Source organism: Aeromonas sp. RU39B (assembly GCF_900156095.1).
In the GTDB taxonomy this organism is placed as follows: domain Bacteria; phylum Pseudomonadota; class Gammaproteobacteria; order Enterobacterales; family Aeromonadaceae; genus Aeromonas.
On the sequence record NZ_FTMJ01000006.1, the window covers coordinates 164,915 to 184,871 of the forward strand.

At 58.9% G+C, this 19,957-nt stretch carries 16 protein-coding genes; 8 read left to right on the forward strand and 8 right to left on the reverse strand.

Going from position 1 to position 19,957, the window contains the following annotated elements; all coding sequences use genetic code 11:
* The 8 genes from rhaB to rhaM all read left to right on the forward strand — a co-directional run bounded on the left by rhaB (position 1) and on the right by rhaM (position 8,984).
* Entirely contained in the window at positions 1–1,473 is a 1,473-nt protein-coding gene (gene rhaB, locus BW958_RS10715; RefSeq protein WP_076575725.1) for a rhamnulokinase, read from the forward strand.
* Positions 1,470–2,729 carry an L-rhamnose isomerase gene (locus BW958_RS10720; RefSeq protein WP_076575726.1) on the forward strand — a complete coding sequence of 420 codons (1,260 nt, stop codon included), beginning with the start codon at positions 1,470–1,472 and terminating at the stop codon, positions 2,727–2,729. Before rhaB ends, BW958_RS10720 begins: the two co-directional genes overlap by 4 nt.
* 167 nt (positions 2,730–2,896) lie before the next feature.
* A complete protein-coding gene (rhaS, locus tag BW958_RS10725) occupies positions 2,897–3,889 on the forward strand; it encodes a rhamnose ABC transporter substrate-binding protein (protein ID WP_076575727.1) in 993 nt (330 codons plus the stop codon).
* A gap of 50 nt (positions 3,890–3,939) precedes the next feature.
* A complete protein-coding gene (locus BW958_RS10730) occupies positions 3,940–5,451 on the forward strand; it encodes a sugar ABC transporter ATP-binding protein (protein ID WP_076575728.1) in 1,512 nt (503 codons plus the stop codon).
* Positions 5,448–6,455, forward strand: a complete 1,008-nt coding sequence (locus BW958_RS10735; protein WP_218641758.1) for an ABC transporter permease — start codon at positions 5,448–5,450, stop codon at positions 6,453–6,455. Before BW958_RS10730 ends, BW958_RS10735 begins: the two co-directional genes overlap by 4 nt.
* Complete coding sequence (locus tag BW958_RS10740; protein ID WP_076575729.1) at positions 6,452–7,456, forward strand: ABC transporter permease; 1,005 nt, start codon at positions 6,452–6,454, stop codon at positions 7,454–7,456. Before BW958_RS10735 ends, BW958_RS10740 begins: the two co-directional genes overlap by 4 nt.
* A gap of 68 nt (positions 7,457–7,524) precedes the next feature.
* Positions 7,525–8,673, forward strand: a complete 1,149-nt coding sequence (fucO, locus tag BW958_RS10745) for a lactaldehyde reductase (RefSeq protein WP_076575730.1) — start codon at positions 7,525–7,527, stop codon at positions 8,671–8,673.
* Positions 8,670–8,984: an L-rhamnose mutarotase gene (gene rhaM, locus BW958_RS10750; RefSeq protein WP_076575731.1), complete on the forward strand. Its 315-nt coding sequence runs from the start codon at positions 8,670–8,672 to the stop codon at positions 8,982–8,984. Before fucO ends, rhaM begins: the two co-directional genes overlap by 4 nt.
* Positions 8,985–9,053: 69 nt before the next feature.
* Here the strand turns inward: rhaM and BW958_RS20740 are convergent, their stop codons facing one another.
* From BW958_RS20740 to fabZ, 8 genes are all read right to left on the reverse strand, one after another.
* Positions 9,054–10,349 (reverse strand): methyl-accepting chemotaxis protein, encoded by a 1,296-nt coding sequence (locus tag BW958_RS20740; RefSeq protein ID WP_076575732.1) that lies wholly within the window; start codon positions 10,347–10,349, stop codon positions 9,054–9,056.
* A 213-nt stretch (positions 10,350–10,562) separates the two neighbouring features.
* A complete protein-coding gene (locus tag BW958_RS10760; protein ID WP_076575733.1) occupies positions 10,563–11,861 on the reverse strand; it encodes an HAAAP family serine/threonine permease in 1,299 nt (432 codons plus the stop codon).
* Positions 11,862–12,468: 607 nt separating this feature from the next.
* Positions 12,469–13,419 (reverse strand): acetyl-CoA carboxylase carboxyl transferase subunit alpha, encoded by a 951-nt coding sequence (accA, locus tag BW958_RS10765; RefSeq protein ID WP_076575734.1) that lies wholly within the window; start codon positions 13,417–13,419, stop codon positions 12,469–12,471.
* A 14-nt stretch (positions 13,420–13,433) separates the two neighbouring features.
* Positions 13,434–16,913, reverse strand: a complete 3,480-nt coding sequence (gene dnaE, locus BW958_RS10770; protein WP_076575735.1) for a DNA polymerase III subunit alpha — start codon at positions 16,911–16,913, stop codon at positions 13,434–13,436.
* 9 nt (positions 16,914–16,922) lie between these two features.
* Positions 16,923–17,516 carry a ribonuclease HII gene (gene rnhB / locus BW958_RS10775; protein WP_076575736.1) on the reverse strand — a complete coding sequence of 198 codons (594 nt, stop codon included), beginning with the start codon at positions 17,514–17,516 and terminating at the stop codon, positions 16,923–16,925.
* Between the two features lie 40 nt (positions 17,517–17,556).
* Positions 17,557–18,696 carry a lipid-A-disaccharide synthase gene (lpxB, locus tag BW958_RS10780; protein ID WP_076575737.1) on the reverse strand — a complete coding sequence of 380 codons (1,140 nt, stop codon included), beginning with the start codon at positions 18,694–18,696 and terminating at the stop codon, positions 17,557–17,559.
* Positions 18,689–19,480 (reverse strand): acyl-ACP--UDP-N-acetylglucosamine O-acyltransferase, encoded by a 792-nt coding sequence (lpxA, locus tag BW958_RS10785; RefSeq protein WP_076575738.1) that lies wholly within the window; start codon positions 19,478–19,480, stop codon positions 18,689–18,691. The genes lpxB and lpxA overlap by 8 nt, the downstream gene beginning before the upstream one ends.
* 2 nt (positions 19,481–19,482) lie before the next feature.
* A complete protein-coding gene (fabZ, locus tag BW958_RS10790; RefSeq protein WP_076575739.1) occupies positions 19,483–19,944 on the reverse strand; it encodes a 3-hydroxyacyl-ACP dehydratase FabZ in 462 nt (153 codons plus the stop codon).
* Between the last annotated feature and the right edge of the window lie 13 nt (positions 19,945–19,957).

Genomic DNA, 19,957 nt, shown 5'->3' on the forward strand with positions numbered 1-19,957 from the left:
ATGACCCTTCGTCACTGCATTGCCGTGGATCTGGGCGCCTCGAGCGGCCGCGTCATGCTGGGCCGTTTTGATGGCGAGCAGCGCCAGCTCTCTCTTTTGCAACTGCACCGCTTTACCAATCATCTGGTCAACCGGGGTGAACAAGTCTGCTGGGATGTCGAAGCGCTTGAGCACGAAATTCGCCACGGACTGCAGCTGGCTTGCCAGCGCGGCATCACTATCGACAGCATCGGCATCGACACCTGGGGGGTGGATTATGTGCTGATCGACGGCGACGGAACGCGGGTTGCTCAAGCAGTGGCCTACCGCGACGGGCGAACCGACGGGGTGATGGCCAAGGCGCAGGAGCAACTCGGTGCGGCCGAGATCTACCGGCGCACCGGCATCCAGTTTCTGCCGTTTAACACCCTTTACCAGTTGCGCGCCCAGAGCCTGTTGGCGGATGAGTTAAGCGATCAGGTCGCGCACGCCCTGATGATTCCCGACTACCTGCACTATCGCCTGACCGGCCAGCTCAACTGGGAATACACCAACGCCACCACCACCCAACTGCTCAATATCGACAGCGGCGAGTGGGACGATCACTTGCTGGCATGGAGCGGTGCGCCGCGCCACTGGTTTGGCAAGCTGACCCAGCCCGGCACCGTGATTGGCCACTGGCAAAGCCCGCAAGGACAAACCATTGCGGTGATCTGCGTGGCGACCCACGACACCGCCAGCGCCGTATTGGCCACCCCACTGCAAGAGCCGGACAGCGCCTATCTCTCATCGGGCACCTGGTCGTTGATGGGCTTTGAGAGCCTTACCCCTTACCGGGGCGCTGACGCGCTGGCGGCCAACATCACCAATGAGGGCGGCGCCGAGGGGCGCTTTCGGGTGCTCAAAAACATCATGGGACTGTGGCTGCTGCAACGGGTTTGCAGCGAGCGCGCCATCACCGATCTGCCCGCGCTGATTGAACAGGCGCGCCAACTGCCTGCGGCCACTTTCGTCATCAATCCCAACGACAGCCGCTTTATCAACCCGCCCAGCATGTGCGCCGCCATTCAGGAGGCCTGCCGCCAAAGCGGACAACCCCTACCACAGAGCAATGCCGAGCTGGCCCGCTGCATCTTTGACAGTCTGGCGCTGCTCTATGCCGAGGTGCTCGCTGAATTGGCCAAGCTGCGCGGCCGCCCCTTCTCGCACCTGCATGTGGTGGGCGGCGGCAGCCAGAACCATTTTCTTAACCAGTTGTGCGCCGATGCCTGCGCCATTGCGGTGGTTGCCGGCCCCATCGAAGCATCGACCTTGGGCAATATCGGCTGCCAGCTGATCGCTCTCGGCGAGCTGGCCGATGTCAGTGCCGTGCGCCGACTGATAGCCCAGAGCCAACCCCTGCTCACTTTCGAGCCCCAATCCCGCAGCGAGCTGGCCCGCCTCGGCGCCCGTTATCGCCACCACGAACATCTCGATAAGGAGACGTGTGCATGACCACCCATATCCATCAATCCTGGGAGCTGGCCAAGGCCCGCTTTGCCGCCATTGGCGTCGATGCCGAGGAGGCGCTGCGTCTACTCGACACCCTGCCCGTCTCGATGCACTGTTGGCAGGGCGACGACGTGAGCGGCTTTGAAAATCCAGAGGGTTCCCTGACAGGCGGAATTCAGGCTACCGGTAACTATCCAGGCAAGGCCCGTAATGCCGCCGAACTGCGCGCCGATCTGGAGCAGGCGATGCGCCTGATCCCCGGCCCCAAGCGTCTCAATCTGCACGCTATTTATCTGGAAGCCGACGGCAAGGTAGAGCGTAACGACATTCAGCCCGAGCACTTTGCCGGCTGGGTGGCCTGGGCCAAAGCGCACAAGATGGGGCTCGATTTTAACCCCTCCTGCTTCTCCCACCCGCTCAGTGCCGATGGTTTTACCCTGTCGCACTCCAACCCGGACATCCGCCGCTTCTGGATTGAGCACTGCCAGGCCAGTCGCCGCGTGTCGGCCTATTTCGGCCGTGAACTTGGTACCGCCTCGGTCATGAACATCTGGATCCCGGATGGCATGAAAGATCAACCGGTAGATCGGCTGGCACCGCGCGAGCGGCTGCTCAGTGCCCTTGATGAGGTGATTGCCGAGAAGTTTGACCAAAAGCACCACATCGATGCGGTAGAGAGCAAGCTGTTTGGCATCGGCGCCGAGAGCTACACCGTCGGCTCCAACGAGTTCTACATGGGCTATGCCACCAGCCGCCAGACTGCACTGTGTCTCGATGCCGGCCACTTCCACCCGACCGAGGTCATCTCGGACAAGATTGCCAGCGCCATGCTCTATGTGCCGCGCCTGCTGCTGCACGTCAGCCGTCCGGTGCGCTGGGACAGCGACCACGTGGTGCTGCTCGATGACGAAACCCAGGCCATTGCCTGCGAGATTGTGCGTCATCGTCTGTTTGATCGGGTGCACATCGGGCTCGACTTCTTTGACGCATCGATCAACCGCATCGCCGCCTGGGTCATCGGTACCCGCAACATGAAAAAAGCGCTGCTGCGCGCCCTGCTCGAGCCCACCGGGCAGCTGCGTCAACTCGAACTGGAAGGGGATTACACCGCCCGTCTGGCACTGCTGGAAGAGCAAAAATCCCTGCCCTGGCAGGCGGTGTGGGAGATGTATTGCCTGCGCCACGACACCCCGGCTGATGCGGCCTGGCTGGGTGATGTGCGCCACTACGAGCAGCACACCCTGCGCCTTCGCACCTAAATCCGGACGCTGCCATCACCGGCGGCGCACCCGGTAGCGCAAGCGCAGCGGCGCATCTGCTCGCAGCGCTTGCGCTTAAGCCTCACGCTCTCTTGGCTATCTGGCCGGGGGGCGAAGAGATAACCCTGTTCCCTGCACACTGAGTCATTAAAGGTGGAGTACACACAATGAAATTAACAAAAATCGCCTGTTGTACCTTCGCCCTGGCCACTCTGGCGTTTTCCGGCACTGCGCTTGCCGAGGTCAAGATCGCCCTGGTTGCGAAATCATTAGGTAACGGCTTTTTCGAGGCGGCCAACGTCGGCGCCCAGGAGGCTGCCAAGGAGATAGGTGACGTCAAGGTCATCTATACCGGCCCGACCACGACCACGGCCGAAGCCCAGATTGAAGTGCTCAATGGTCTGATTGCCCAGGGCGTGGATGCCATTGCCATCTCCGCCAATGACCCGGATGCCGTGGTGCCAGTGCTCAAAAAAGCCATGCAGCGCGGCATCAAGGTGGTGTCTTGGGATTCTGGCGTGGCCAAGCCGGGTCGCCAGATCCACCTCAACCCCTCCAACAACGCCCTGATCGGCGAAACCAACGTCAAGCTGGCTGCCGACGCGCTCAAGGCACTGAAAGTCGACAAGGGTGATGTGGCTATCCTCAGCGCCACTCCCACCTCCACCAACCAGAACATCTGGATTGGCGAGATGAAAAAAGTGCTGCCCAAGTATCCGTCGGTCAACCTGGTCACCGTCGCTTACGGCGATGACCTCTCCGACAAGAGCTACCGGGAAGCAGTTGGTCTGCTCAAGTCTTACCCGGATTTGAAGGTCATCGTCTCGCCCTCCTCGGTCGGTATCGTGGCCGCTGCGCAAGCGGTCAAAGATCAGGGCAAGATTGGCAAGGTGTTTGTCACCGGGCTGGGCCTGCCTTCCGAGATGGCCGGAGCCATCAAGTCGGGCGCCTCGCTCAATTTCGCCATCTGGAATCCGATCGATCTGGGCTACGCCGCGACTTATCTGGCGGACGATCTGGTCAAGGGCTCAGCGACCAAGACCGAAGCGAGCATGGGCAAACTGGGTAAGGTGCAGCTCGACGCTGACGGCGCCGGCGCCATGGCCGAGCCGTTTGTCTACGACGCTAGCAATATCGACAAGTTCTCGAAAATCTTCTGATTGGGCCTCCCCTCTCCCGGCTCGGGAGAGGGGTTTGCAGGAGCATGATCATGACGGCATCCACACCGCTGCTCTCTCTCAAAGGCATCACCAAGATTTTCCCTGGTGTCCGCGCTCTCGAGAACGTGCAGCTCGATCTCTGGCCCGGCCAAGTCACCGCCTTGATTGGTGAGAACGGTGCGGGCAAGTCCACCCTGGTCAAGGTCATGACCGGTATCTACCAGCCTGACGAGGGTGAACTGCTCTATAAAGATATTCCCATCACTCTGCCAACCCCGGAGTCGGCTCACAAGATGGGGATCACCGCCATTCATCAGGAGACCGTGCTGTTTGATGAGCTGTCGGTCACCGAGAACATTTTTGTCGGCCAGTACATCCACAAGGGGTGGCTCAAGAAGCTCGACTGGCCAGCCATGCATCAGAAAGCACGCGAGATTCTGGATCGTCTCGAGGTGCAGATTGATCCGCGCGCCATTTTAAAAACCCTGAGTATCGCCCAGCGTCATATGGTGGCGATTGCCCGCGCCCTCTCGTTTGAGGCGCAGGTGGTCATCCTTGACGAGCCAACCGCCGCCCTCTCGCAGCACGAGATTCTCGAGTTCTATCAAATCGTCGAGCGGCTCAAGCAGGAGGGCAAGGCCATCCTGTTTATCTCCCACAAGTTCGACGAGATCTTCGAGCTGGCGGACCACTACACCATACTGCGCGATGGCGCCTATATCGGCTCCGGCGCCATGAGTGACATCACCGAAGAGAAAATGGTGGCCATGATGGTCGGTCGCGCCATCACCCAGACCTACCCCAAGGTGGCCTGCGAGTGGGGCGAAACCGTGCTGGAGGTGCGCGATCTCTGCCACCCCACCGAGTTTGCCCACATCAACTTTGCCCTGAAAAAGGGGGAGATCCTCGGCTTCTACGGTCTGGTCGGTGCCGGCCGCACCGAGCTAATGCAGGCGCTCTCGGGAGTGTCACAGCCCTCATCCGGGCAGATCATCCTGTGCGGCAAACCGGTCCACTTTCACCAGCCGGCCGATGCCATTGGCGCCGGGATCGTCTGCGTACCGGAAGAGCGGCAAAAGCAGGGCGCCATCATCGAGCTGCCGATTGCCCAGAACATCAGTCTGCCCCAACTCGACCGGCTCAATCCAAACGGCGTGCTGCACGACGATCTGGAGTGGGCGCTGGCCGACGAGTTCGCCAAGCGGTTACAGGTCAAGGCCTTCAGCTGGCAACAACCGGTCGAAACCCTCTCTGGCGGCAATCAGCAGAAGGTGGTGATCAGTAAATGGCTCGCCACCCACCCCACTGTCATCATCCTCGACGAGCCGACCAAGGGGATCGACATCGGCTCCAAGGCGGCGGTGCATCAGTTTATGTCCGAGCTGGTGGCGCAGGGGTTGGCGGTGATCATGGTCTCCTCCGAGCTGCCGGAGGTGATGGGCATGGCCGATCGCATTCTGGTCATGCACGAAGGGCTGATGGTCGCCGAGTATCAGGCTGGCGAGGCCACGGCAGAAACCATCGTGAGCGCCGCCAGTGGCGCCGGTAAGGAGGCCGCATGATGTGGCAACAACTGCTTAAGAACCGCGAGGCGCTGCTGGCCGGCGTGATCCTGCTGATGGTGGCAGCCATTGGCAGTCGCGTTCCCTCGTTTGTGGCGCCCGGTAATCTGGTGGAGATCTTCAATGACACCTCCATCCTTATCATTCTGGCGCTTGGCCAGATGATGGTATTGCTGACCAAGGGCATCGACCTGTCGATGGCGGCCAATCTGGCGCTGACCGGCATGATAGTGGCCCTGCTGAACTTCCATCACCCCGAGATCCCGGTGTGGGCCCTGCTGCTGCTCGCCACCCTGCTGGGCCTGCTGATGGGCGCCATCAACGGCCTGCTGGTGTGGAAGCTCGGCATTCCGGCCATCGTGGTGACGCTCGGCACCATGAGCATCTATCGCGGCATCATCTTTCTGCTCTCGGACGGTGGCTGGATCAATGCCCACCAGATGAGTGCCGATTTTCTCGGCTTACCGCGCAGCGTGCTGCTCGGCTTGCCGCTGCTGAGCTGGTGCGCCATCGCAGTGCTGCTGGTCGTGGGGTATTTCCTGCGCTACAGCCGTACCGGCCGGGCGCTCTACACCGCCGGTGGGAACGCCACCGCGGCCTACTACACCGGGATCAACGCCGGCAAGATGCAGTTTGTCAGCTTCTGCCTCTCCGGCGCGCTGGCGGGATTTTGCGGTTATCTGTGGATATCCCGTTTTGCGGTTGCCTATGTTGACGTGGCTAACGGTTTTGAGCTGCAGGTAGTGGCAGCCTGTGTGATTGGCAGCGTCAGTACCACGGGCGGAACCGGTCGGGTGCTTGGCTGCCTGTGCGGTGCGCTGTTTCTGGGTGTCATCAACAACGCCCTGCCGGTGATCGGCATCTCTCCCTTCTGGCAGATGGCCATCTCCGGCACCGTGATTGTGATTGCAGTTCTGCTCAATGAGCGGGGCAACCAGCGCAAGGGACGCCTCATCCTGCGTGATGCGGCGCTGGCCCACCAGCAACAGGGGGTGAGATCATGACTGCCGCGATGAATACCGGGCCGCTGACTCAGGCGCCAACTCATACACCGCTGCTCAAACGCCTGCTGTGCTGGGAGGGATTCCTGCTGACCGTGACGCTGGTGGTGTTTGCCATCAATGCCATGGCCTCGCCCTACTTCCTGAACATCTGGAACCTGTCGGACGCCACCTTCAACTTCACCGAGAAGGCGATCATCGTGCTGCCCATGGCCATGCTGATCATCGCCCGCGAAATTGATCTGTCGGTGGCTTCGACCATCGCCCTGAGCTCCACGGCGATGGGCTTTTGCGCCGCTGCCGGGGTCGATACACCGCTGCTGGTGTGCGTAGGACTGGGCGTTGGGCTACTGTGCGGTCTACTCAACGGGATATTGGTGACCCGCTTTAACCTCTCGTCGATCGTTATCACCATCGGCACCATGAGCCTCTATCGTGGCATCACCTATATCCTGCTCGGCGATCAGGCCCTTAACCAGTACCCGGAGCACTTCGCCTGGTTTGGTCAGGGCTATGTGTGGGGCGCGCTGTCGTTTGAGTTCGCCCTGTTTTTGGTGCTGGCCGCAGCGTTTACCTTCCTGCTGCATCGCACCAACTTTGGCCGGCGCACTTACGCCATTGGTAACAACCCGACCGGCGCCTGGTACTCCGGTATCAATGTGCGCCGCCACAACCTGATCCTGTTTGCCCTGGTCGGATTGATGTCCGGACTGGCCGCCATTTTGCTCACCTCACGCCTCGGCAGCACTCGCCCGACCATCGCGCTCGGCTGGGAGTTGTCGGTGGTGACCATGGCGGTGCTGGGCGGCGTCAATATCCTCGGCGGCTCCGGCAGCATGGTGGGCGTCATCATCGCCGCCTTCCTGATGGGACTGGTGACCTTTGGCCTGAGCCTGCTCAACGTGCCGGGCATTGTCATGTCGATCATCGTCGGATTGATGCTGATCGTGGTGATTTCGCTGCCCATCATCACCCGCCGCATCCTGGCACGCAGACAGCGCTGATTTGTTTTAGCAAGACGGAGGGCGGCTGGGTGTCGCCCAAAAACCACAGTAAGTTTAAGGAGATAACCATGAGCTTCATGTTGGCATTACCCAAGATCAGCTTTCACGGTGCCGGTGCAATCGGCGACATGGTCAAGCAGCTCGCCGGCAAGAAGTGGGGCAAGGCGCTGATCGTGACCGATGGACAACTGGTCAAGCTAGGGCTGCTCGACAGCCTGTTCAGTGCACTGGATGCCCACCAGCTACCTTATGCGCTGTTTGACAAGGTCTTCCCCAACCCGACCGAGCCGCTGGTGCAAGAGGGGCTGGCATTTTACAAAGCATCCCAGTGTGATTACCTGATTGCCTTCGGCGGTGGTAGCCCGATTGATACCGCGAAAGCGATCAAGATCCTGACCGCCAATCCCGGCTGCTCCACCGACTATTCCGGTGTGTGCAAGGTCACCCATGCCGGGGTGCCGCTGATTGCCATCAACACCACGGCCGGCACTGCCGCCGAGATGACCAGTAACGCCGTCATCATCAATGTGGATCGCAAGGTCAAAGAGGTCATCATCGACCCGAACATCATCCCCGATATTGCCGTGGATGATGCCAGCGTCATGCTCGATATTCCGCCGAGTGTCACCGCCGCCACCGGGATGGATGCCCTGACCCACGCCGTCGAGGCGTATGTGTCGGTCGCCGCCCACCCGCTGACCGACGCCAACGCGCTGGAAGCCATCCGCCTTATCAACCTCTGGCTGCCAACGGCGGTTGCCGACGGACACCATCTGGAAGCACGGGAAATGATGGCCTACGGCCAGTATCTGGCCGGCATGGCGTTCAATAGCGCCGGACTTGGTCTGGTGCATGCCCTCGCCCACCAACCGGGTGCCACCCACAACCTGCCGCACGGAGTGTGCAACGCCATCTTGTTGCCGGTCATTGAAGCCTTCAACCGTCCGCGCGCCGTGGCCCGCTTTGCCCGCATCGCCATGGCCATGGGGGTTGATACCGGCAAGATGAGTGAAGAAGAGGCCAGTTTGGCGGCGATTCAAGCCATCCGTGCGCTCTCCGAGAAGGTGGGCATTCCGGAAGGGTTCAGCAAGCTTGGCATCACCGAAGCTGACATCGAAGGCTGGCTCGACAAGGCCCTGGCCGACCCCTGCGCACCGTGCAACCCGCGCAGCGCCAGTCGTGACGAGGTACGCGAGCTCTACCTGGAGGCGTTATGATCCGCAAGGCCTTCGTGATGCAGGTCAATCCGGACAAACATGAAGAGTACCAGCGCCGCCACAATCCCATCTGGCCTGAGCTGGAAGCGGTGCTCAAATCCCATGGCGCCCACCACTACGCCATCTATCTCGATGCAACGCGCCATCTGCTGTTTGCGACCGTCGAGGTGGAGTCAGAAGCGCGCTGGGATGCCATCGCCAGCACCCCGGAATGTCAGCGCTGGTGGCAATACATGGGTGATGTGATGCCAAGCAACCCGGATAACAGTCCGGTGAGCTCGCCACTGCATGAGGTGTTCTATCTCGACTAAATGACGCTCTCTGCATCATGTAAAAAGGGGTGACATCAGTCACCCCTTCGTTATGTATCATAACTCGCATTAACGGGAGAGATTGACCACCGTCGCCGACACATGCTCGGCGCCATGACGGATCTCGTCCATCACCTGCACCACCTCACCTAACTGCCGCTGACCAAGCTCGGCACTGGATGAGGCCTCGGCCATCTGGGCAGTGACCTGACCGGTCAAGTCACGGTTTTTGCGCACCACGTTGGCAATCTCGCCGGTGGACTGGGAGGTGCGCGCCGCCAGTTGCCGAACCTCGTCAGCCACCACAGCAAACCCGCGCCCCTGCTCGCCGGCTCGGGCCGCTTCAATGGCCGCATTGAGTGCCAGCAGGTTGGTCTGATCGGCAATGCCACTGATGGTGGAAACAATCGCCTCAATACTCTGGGACTGATTGTTGAGCTGCTCCATCAGGGTGCTGGCCTCCTGCATCTGATGGGAAATCGAGCCAGAGGTGCGCACTGTCTCCTCCAGCATGCCATTGGCTCGCAGAGCGGCTTGTTCGGTCATGGTCGAGGTTTCATGGGCCAGTTGGGCCGCCTCTTGCACCTTTTTGGCATGCTGGATATTGGCCGTGATATTGGAGGCAAACTTGATCACCTTGAGCACGTCGCCGCTGGGGGAGCGCACTGCATTGTAGGTAGCCTCCAGCCACACCTCGTCACCCTGGCGATTAAAGCGCTGAAAATGGCCCGATTTGAAACCGCCAGCCGCCAGATCGCGCCAGAAGTCCGGGTTGCTGCGATAGAACTCATCGTCACAGAACATGCGGTGGTGGCGCCCTTTTATCTCCTCCAGCCGATAACCCATGGTGTCGAGGAAGTTCTGGTTGGCGGTCAGGATCTCGCCACCCGGGGTAAATTCAATCACCGCCAGCGAACGGTTGAGCGCTTCCCACACCGCCTTCTGGGTAACCAGCTCATCGTGCTGCCTAGTCACATCGGCCGCAATCTTGATGACCTTGGTCACCCGCCCCTGCTCACGTACCGGGAAGTAGGTCGCCTCGAGCCAAATCGGTTGTCTCTGGCGGTTAAAGCGGCGAAAAGCACCGCGTTGTTCCTGACCCGCGCCCAGCTGACGCCAGAACTCTTTGTAGCTGCCCTGACGGGCCTCCTGCTCATCGCAGAACATGGCGTGATGTTTACCTACTATTTCATCAAGCGAATAGCCCACTACCTGCAAGAACAGTTTACTGGCGTAGAGAATGGTGCCATCGGGGGAAAATTCAATCATTGGCAGATGAGTTCGCACACTCTCTATCGCCGCCTGACTACGCGACAGCTGCTCCTGGGCGGAGGCCAGCTCCTGCTTTATTTTGCTATTAAACATGGACATGTCCCTTACAACGAACAACACAACCACTTGTATGAGCGTCGATAACTGAAAACTTCTGTGGCTCAGGATAGTATGGAGAATGTTATAAAAATTTGCCTATAAGATACGACTTGGTGAGCACCGTGTTTGGCAAATAGGGACGTTGTACGCTGCTTATAATGCAAAAAGCCGCCCGAAGGCGGCTTTTTGCTGGCTGATAACCCGAAATCAGGCAAGCAGCTTGTAGAGGATACCGGACATGGCAATCAGGCCAATCAGGGTCACGAACAGGTTGCTCGGGCTACCGGCATACTTGCGCATGGCCGGGATCTTGGCAATGGCGTACATCGGCATCAGGAACAGAATCATCGCGATGATCGGGCCACCCAGATCTTCGATCATGCCGAGGATGCTCGGGTTGATGGTGGCAACGGCCCAGGTGGTCAGGATCATGAAGATGGCAGTGACCTTGTCCAGTTGCTTCACATCGACCGACTTGCCCTGCTCACGCAGATGCTTGGCCATCAGACCGTTCAGACCTTCCTTGGCACCCAGATAGTGGCCGAGGAACGACTTGCTGATAGCAACGATGGCGATGATCGGTGCCACAGTGGCGATGAACGGGTTGTCAAAGTGGTTAGCCAGATAGGACAGGATACTGATGTTCTGCTCCTTGGCAGCCATCAGGTCAGCCGGGGAGAGGCTCAATACGCAGCTGAACACGAAGAACATCACGGTCAGCACCATCATGGTGTGAGCGCCCAGCAGGATGCGGTTGCTCTTCTTCTCGGCGTTCTGACCGTAGCGACCTTTGTTGTCAACGGCGAAGGAGGAGATGATCGGCGAGTGGTTGAAGGCAAACACCATGACCGGGATAGCCAGCCACAGGGTCTTCACAAAACCGCCATTGAAGGCATCGGACAGTGCCGGCGCTTCGGTGATCATGGTACCGGTCCAGTGCGGGATCAGGTACAGAGCCAGACCCATCAGAGTGACCACAAACGGGAACACCAGGACGCTCATCGCCTTGACGATGAACTGGCCACCCAGACGTACCACGGTCATCAGGCCCAGGATCAATACTAGGGAGAGAATTGCACGGGGCGGCGGAGTAATCCCGAGCTGGTGGATCAGCAGGCTTTCAACCGTGTTGGTGATAGCGACCGAATACATCAGCAGGATCGGGTAGATAGCGAAGAAGTAGAGCAGGGTAATCAGCTTACCGGCAGCCTTGCCGAAGTGCTCTTCAACCACTTCGGTGATATCGCTGTCACGGCCAGAGCCGGAGAGCACGAAGCGGGTCAGACCACGGTGAGCAAAGTAGGTGAGCGGCAGCGCCAGCAGAGCCATGGCTACCAGCGGCCAAAGTCCGCCAACACCGGCGTTGATCGGCAGAAACAGAACACCAGCACCGATTGCAGTGCCATACAGACCCAGCATCCAGACCAGGTCCACCTTTTGCCAGCCGGAAGCACTCGCTTCTTGCTGGTTTACGACGCCTTGGGCGGCAATATTCATGTCAGACATCTGTCATTCCTGTCGAATTTATTGTGTGGTGCCGACCGGGGTTTCCCGCAAGGGCTCATCCTGAGCCGATTCGTCTGCCTGACATGCCTGCGGGAAACGGCTGCTGTGCCAGCCTCTCCCCGGGCTTCAGGATGCACCCCTGCGCTACAACATCTTCTTAACGCGCTCATCCTGACTGATGCTGACTCTAGTAAAACCACTTGATGAACGATAGTGATTTTTTAATTTTTCAACAGAAGTTTGATTGAAGTCGATTTTTGACTGATAAAGATCACGCTGAAATTTCCAAAAAAACACAAATTATAAACAACATTTGATTAATTAAACTTTCATGGCTGGCCACTTGTTATCAATTTGCTAATCCAGTTTTTGACCAACTTTTCATTGTTTTCATAGAGTTACCTATCACTCCATCGTGGTGGCCACATTGGAACCCATCTGAAAGCTCCACTCGGAGCACAGCAAAATCCGCTGCCGCGCTTTCAACAACTGTGATAACCGACTACACCATTGTTGACAAAAAAGACAAAAGCCATCTTCGAATTGCACAAAAACAAAAGCCCCCGCAAAGCGGGGGCCAGAAGATCACAACCTGTGAGCTTGGCTATCAGCAGTAGCCGTAGCTCATCAAACGCTGATAGCGCTGCTCAAGCAGTTGTTCGCTATCCAGCGGACGCAGGGCGTCGAGATCCTGCTTGATACGCGCCTTGAGCAACCCACCCATCTTCTCGATATCACGGTGAGCGCCACCAAGTGGCTCATTCACGATATGGTCGATGAGTTTCAGCTCTTTAAGGCGCTGGGCAGTGATGCCCATCGCTTCGGCAGCAACCGAGGCCTTGTCAGCACTCTTCCACAGAATAGAAGCGCACCCTTCCGGCGAGATGACCGAATAGGTGGAGTATTGCAGCATGTTGACGCGATCCCCCACGCCAATGGCCAGCGCACCGCCTGAGCCGCCTTCACCAATCACGGTGCACACCACCGGCACCGTCAGACCCGCCATCTCTTTGAGGTTGCGAGCAATGGCTTCAGACTGACCGCGCTCTTCAGCGCCCACGCCAGGATAGGCACCCGGTGTGTCGATAAAGGTGATGATCGGCATCTTGAAACGCTCGGCCATCTTCATCAGACGCAGGGCCTTGCGATACCCTTCCGGGCGCGGCATGCCGAAGTTGCGCTTGATCTTCTCTTTCGTCTCGCGACCCTTCTGATGGCCAATCACCATCACCGGCTCGCCATCGAGACGGGCAATACCACCCACGATCGCCTTGTCGTCGGCATAGGCACGGTCACCGGCCAGCTCGTCGAAATCGGTGAAGATTTGGGCGATGTAGTCGAGGGTATAGGGACGTTGCGGATGCCGCGCCATCTGGGATACCTGCCAGGCACCGAGATCGGCGAAGATCTTCCTGGTCAGCTCCTCGTTTTTCTTCTCCAGCCGGCGGATCTCCTCATTGAGGTCGACGGCGCTATTGTGCTCGCTCACATGCTTGAGTTCGTCAATCTGCGCCTGCAGCTCGGCGATCGGCTGTTCAAAATCCAGAAAAAGACTCATAAGGCCTATAACCTCTATTCAAAAACCAATTCCACCCGGTCCCGACCAAGCAGAACGCGTAACTCGTCCAGCAACTGGTCTGTGGGGGTAACCCGCCACTCGGTGCCAAGCGTCAATCGTCCCCGGGCGCCCGGGCGACGGTAGTGTACCTGAAGCGGACAGACTCCGGCACGGGCAGGTTGTAAAATCTCGGTAAAACGCTGGAAAAAGCGCTCATCGATCCGCGATTCGTCAAGATAAACACGGATTGCACGAACAAATCGTTCACGCGCTTCGTCAATGTTCAGCACTTCGCGGGCCGACATTTTAAGGCCACCGGAGAAGTCATCAAAGCTGACCTGTCCAGAAACCACCAAAATCCGGTCTTTTTCCAGCAAAGATTCGTAGCGATCCAGCGCTTCGCTAAACAAGGTGACATCCAGCCGACCGGATTTGTCGTCCAGCGTCATGATGCCCATCTTGTTGCCGCGCTTGGTGATGATAGTGCGCGCCGCAATCACCAAACCGGCCGCGGTCGTCACCTTGTCACGGTCAGTCGGATGCAGATCGCTGAGTCGCCCCGAGGTATAACGGCGCAGCTCACTGCTGTACTGATTGATGGGGTGACCGGTGAGATAGAGCCCAAGGGTCTCGCGCTCCCCTTCCAGCCACACTTTATCCGGCCAGTGCGGCACGTTGGCGAAAGCCTTTTTGACGTCATCCACCTCTTCGGTGAGCACGCCGAACATATCGCCCTGCCCTTGTGCCTGGGCGCGCGCATGCTGGTCGGCCGCCCGCATCGCATCATCAAGGGTGGCCATCAGCGCCGCACGGTGCGGCCCGAGCCGGTCCATCGCGCCGGAGTAAATCAGCTTCTCCAGCACCCGCTTGTTGAGCTTTTTGATGTCAACCCGGTTGCAGAAATCAAACAGATCGCGAAACGGGCCGTCCTTGTCACGGGCTTCAAGGATTGCCTCAATCGGCCCTTCCCCCACCCCTTTCACCGCGCCGATGCCATAGACGATATGGCCATCATCATTGACGGTGAAGCGGTAACGACCGGTGTTCACATCCGGCGGGATCACGGTGAGTTTCATGCGGTTGCACTCATCCACCAGGGTGACGATCTTGTCGGTGTTGTCCATATCCGCGGTCATAACCGCCGCCATGAACTCCGCCGGGAAGTGCATCTTAAGCCAGAGCGTTTGGTACGACACCAGCGCGTAGGCGGCAGAGTGCGACTTGTTGAAGCCGTATCCGGCGAATTTCTCCACCAGATCGAAGATCTTCATCGCCAGTTCGCCGTCGACCCCGTTATTGACTGCACCTTGTTCAAAACCGGCACGCTGCTTGGCCATCTCCTCGGGCTTTTTCTTACCCATGGCCCGACGCAACATGTCCGCACCGCCAAGGGTATAGCCCGCCAGGGTCTGGGCAATCTGCATCACCTGCTCCTGATAGAGGATGATGCCGTAGGTGGGGTCGAGAATCGGCTTGAGGCTTTCGTGCTGCCAGGTTGCATCGGGGTAAGAGATCGCCTCTTTCCCGTGCTTACGGTCGATAAAGTTATCCACCATGCCTGACTGAAGCGGCCCCGGACGGAACAGGGCCACCAGCGCGATCATGTCTTCAAAGCAGTCCGGTTGCAGACGCTTGATAAGATCCTTCATGCCGCGCGATTCAAGCTGGAACACCGCTGTGGTTTCAAAGCGCTTGAGCATGGCAAACGACGGCGCGTCATCGAGCGGAATGGCGGCGATATCCACCGGCGCCTTGCCCTCTTTGGCCATGCGCGGGTTGATCATGCCGAGCGCCCAATCGATGATGGTGAGGGTACGCAGCCCCAGGAAGTCAAACTTCACCAGCCCGGCGTATTCCACATCGTTCTTGTCGAACTGGGTGACCGGGTGATTGCCTTCATCATCACAATAGAGCGGCGCAAAGTCGGTGATCTTGGTCGGCGCAATCACCACGCCACCGGCGTGCTTACCGGCGTTACGCACCACCCCTTCTAAGCGGCGCGCCATGTCGATGAGGTCTTTAACCTCCTCATCCTGCTCATAGAGCTCGGGCAGCTTGGGCTCGGCCTCAAAGGCCTTGGCCAGCGTCATGCCGGGATCAGGCGGAATGAGCTTGGAGATACGATCGACAAAGCCGTAGGGGTGACCCAGCACCCGGCCCACATCACGCACTACCGCCTTGGCGGCCATGCTACCGAAGGTGATGATCTGCGACACCGCATCACGGCCATACATGTCGGCCACGTGCTCAATCACCTGATCGCGCCGGTCCATGCAAAAGTCGACGTCAAAGTCGGGCATGGAGACCCGTTCCGGGTTGAGGAAACGTTCGAACAGCAGGTCAAACTCGAGCGGGTCCAAGTCGGTAATCTTGAGCGCGTAAGCTACCAAGGAGCCCGCCCCCGAGCCCCGGCCCGGTCCGACCGGAATACCGTTATCCTTGGACCACTGGATAAACTCCATCACGATGAGGAAGTAACCCGGGAAGCCCATCTGGTTAATCACCTGAAGCTCGATGTCGAGGCGTTCGTCATACTCGGGGCGACGCTCGGCACGCACCGCCGGATCCGGGAACAGGAATGCGAGACGCTCTTCCAGACCCTCTTTGGATTTCTTAACCAGAAAATCCTCGGTGGTCATGTCACCGGTCGGGAAGTTGGGCAGGAAGTATTCACCCAGACGGACTGTGACGTTACAGCGCTTGGCGATCTCGACCGTGTTTTCCACCGCTTCCGGGATGTCGGCAAACAGATCCAGCATCGCCTGCTGACTCTTGAAGTACTGCTGGCGGCTGTAGCGGCGCGGACGGCGCTTGTCAGAGAGCGTATAACCATCGTGAATGGCCACCCGGATCTCGTGCGCGTCAAAATCCTCTTCGGTGAGAAACACCACCTCGTTGGTCGCCACTACCGGCAGATCACACTCGTTGGCCAGATCCACTGCCATGTGCAGATAGACCTCTTCGTCGGCCCGCTCGGTACGCAACAGTTCAAGGTAGTAAGCGTCGGGGAAGTGCTCCTGATAAAACGCCAGAGCGCGCTCGGTCATCAGGCGGTTGCCCTTGAGCAGGAACTTGCCCACATCCCCTTCGCGGCCACCGGAGAGCACAATGACCCCCTTGGCGTGCTCGGCCAGCCAGGCCTTGTCTATCACCGGCCGCCCCTGCACATGACCACGCAGATAGCCGCGTGAAATCAGCAAGGTGATGTTCTGATAACCCTCATTGTCCATGGCAAGCAGGGTAAGCCGAAACTGCTCTTCACCCAGCTCTTCGCTCTGCACCCAAAAATCGGCACCGACCAGAGGCTTGATCCCCTTACTATGGGCACTGCCGTAAAAACGCACCAGACCACACATGTTCATCTGGTCGGTCAGGGCCATGGCGGCCATGCCATCAGCCGCCGCGGCGCCGATGATAGGACCGATCTTCTGCAGTCCATCTACCATGGAGAAATCGGAGTGGATGCGCAGGTGCACAAAACGTGGCTCAGCCATGCGCCCTCCTTAGGATTCGAGGCCCAGTGCGCGGCGCACCGGTTTGAAGCTCTGACGATATTCGGGCAGCGGACCGCGCTCGGCCAATACGGCCAGATGTTCGGCAGTCGGATACCCCTTGTGGCGGGCAAAACCATATTCCGGATGACGCAGGTCCAGCTCACTCATCTCGGCATCACGGGTTACTTTGGCCAGAATCGAGGCGGCACTGATGGCGGGCACCAGGCTGTCCCCCTTAACCACGGCGCGCGCCTGCATCGGCAATGCCGGGCAGCGGTTGCCATCGATAAAAACCTGCTCGGGCGTGATGGCTAAACCAGCCACAGCGCGCTGCATCGCCAGCATGGTGGCGTGCAGGATATTGAGCTCGTCAATCTCGCGCGGGGAAGCGCGGCCAATAGCAAACGCCAGCGCCTTGTCGCGAATTTCGTCAAACAGCGCCAGACGTTTTTTCTCGGAGAGCTTCTTGGAGTCATTGAGCCCGACAATAGGGCGCGCCGGGTCGAGGATCACCGCAGCGGTCACCACGTCGCCAACCAGCGGGCCACGGCCCACTTCGTCAACGCCGGCAACAATCAGATGGGTCGGAATATCGATGCTCATGCGTATACCTTGCAACAGGGGCCACAGCCGGCCCGCTGTATTATCGGGCGATCAGCGCTGCCACGGCATCGGCAGCCTGCTGGTCGGCATTGCAACGGATCAGCTGGTGCAGCTCGGTGAAGGTGTTAACCAGGGTGGTGTTGTCATGTTCAAAGAACTTGCTCACCTCGTTCACCAGATTGTCAGCGGTGCACTCGTGCTGAATCAGTTCGGGCACCAGCATGCGACCGGCCAGCAGGTTTGGCAGGGAGACAAACTCGGTCTTCACCAGCCGCTGGGCCAGCCAATAGCTGAAGGGTTTGAGCTTGTAGCCCACCACCATGGGTTTTTTCACCAGCATGGCTTCGAGCGCAGCAGTGCCGGAAGCCAGCATGGCCACATCGGCGGCAATCAGGGCTTCGCGGCCTTGACCGTCGAGCAGCACCATATCGAGATCGGGCGCGATGCTCTCTTTAATGGCCTGAAACTGCTCGCGGCGCTTGCCATTGACCAGCGGCACGATAAAGCCCAGGTCGGGATAGCGCACTGTCAGATGCTTGCACGCCTCAAGAAACAGCGGGCTCATAAAGCCCACTTCGGCATGACGGCTGCCGGGCAGCACCGCCAGCCAGCGCCGGTTGGCATCAATGCCGAGGGCGCGGCGCACTGCGGCTTGATCAGGCACCAGGGGAATGGCATCGGCCATGGTGTGACCGACAAAGCGACACGGTGCATCGAAGCGGTCGTAGAACGCTTTCTCAAAAGGCAAAAATGCGAGCACCAGATCGGTGGCAGCTTTGATCTTGTGAATGCGGCCCTGCCGCCAGGCCCATACCGAAGGGCTGACATAGTGGACCGTCTTGATACCGGCGCGGCGCAGTTTTAGCTCAACGCCGATATTGAAATCGGGGGCATCCACACCGACGAAAATATCGGGCGGATTATCGATAAAATGGCGCAGCAGTTGGCGACGAACCGACAGGATACGGGGCAGACGCCCGAGCACCTCGGAGATCCCCATCACCGCCAGTTCATCCATCTCGAACAGGGCCTTGACCCCAAGCGCCTGCATGCGCGGACCGGCAATGCCTTCGAACTCGGCATCCGGGTAACGAACTTGCAGCTCGCGCACCAGACCGGCCGCAAGGATGTCGCCGGAGACCTCTCCGGCGACGATACCGATGCGCAGTGGCTTAGGCACGGATGATCCCGCGCTCGTTGCTCTTGAGGAAATCCACATAGAGCTGAACGGCCGGCTCGGCTTGGGCCATCTCTTCGAGGGCGGGCAGCACCTCTTCGATGGTCTTGCCAGAGCGGTAGATCTCTTTATAACCACGCTTGACCGCCAGAATGGCTGCGTCCGAGAAGCCACGACGACGCAGCCCTTCGGAGTTGACGCCAAACGGCTTGGCATAGTTGCCGGCTGCCATGACGTAGGGCGGCACGTCTTTGTTGAGGGCGGCGCAGCCACCGACAAAGGCGTGGGAGCCCACACGACCAAACTGGTGAATGGCAGAGAGACCGCCGAAAATCACGAAATCACCGATGTGCACATGGCCGGCCAGGGTGGCGTTATTGGCGAAGATGCAGTTATCACCGATGATGCAGTCGTGGGCCACGTGAACGTTGACCATCAGCAGGTTGCCACTGCCAATCTTGGTCAGGCTCTGATCTTGCGCAGTACCACGGTGGATGGAGCAGTTTTCACGGATGACGTTGTTATCGCCAATCTCGAGGAAGGTGCGCTCACCGGCATACTTCTTGTCCTGGCAATCCTCACCGATGGAGGCGTGCTGGAAGATCTTGTTGCCGCAGCCAATTTTGGTCGGTCCCTTGATGAGAACATGAGAACCCACCCAGGTGTTGTCACCAATCTCGACCTCTGCACCAATCACGGTGTAAGGGCCGATTTCGACCCCTTTACCGATCACGGCAGACTCATGGATGATGGCAGTTTCGTGAATGCTGGCAGTCTGATCGATCACGTTTAAACCTCGCGTTTGGCGCACATCAACTCGGCAGTACAGACCACCTCACCGTCGACGGTGGCGACGCCGGTGAACTTGGCAATACCGCGACGCTCTTTCAAAAACTCCACGTCCAGCACCAGTCGGTCACCGGGGCCGACGGGGCGCTTGAAGCGGGCGTTATCAATAGAAGCGAAGTAATAGAGTTCATTGGGGGACGGCTTGCCCACCATGGTGAAGGCCAGGATACCGGTGGCTTGCGCCATGGCTTCCAGAATCAGCACGCCGGGGAAAACCGGCTTGGCCGGGAAGTGGCCCTGGAAAATGGGTTCATTGAACGAGATGTTCTTGATAGCGCGCAGAGTCTTGCGCTCCTCGGTGATCTCGTAGTCTTCCACCCGATCAACCATCAGGAACGGATAACGGTGCGGCAGCAGCCCCATGATTTCCTGGATATCCAGGCGCTTAGCTTCTTGTGTCAAAGGAGTAACCCTA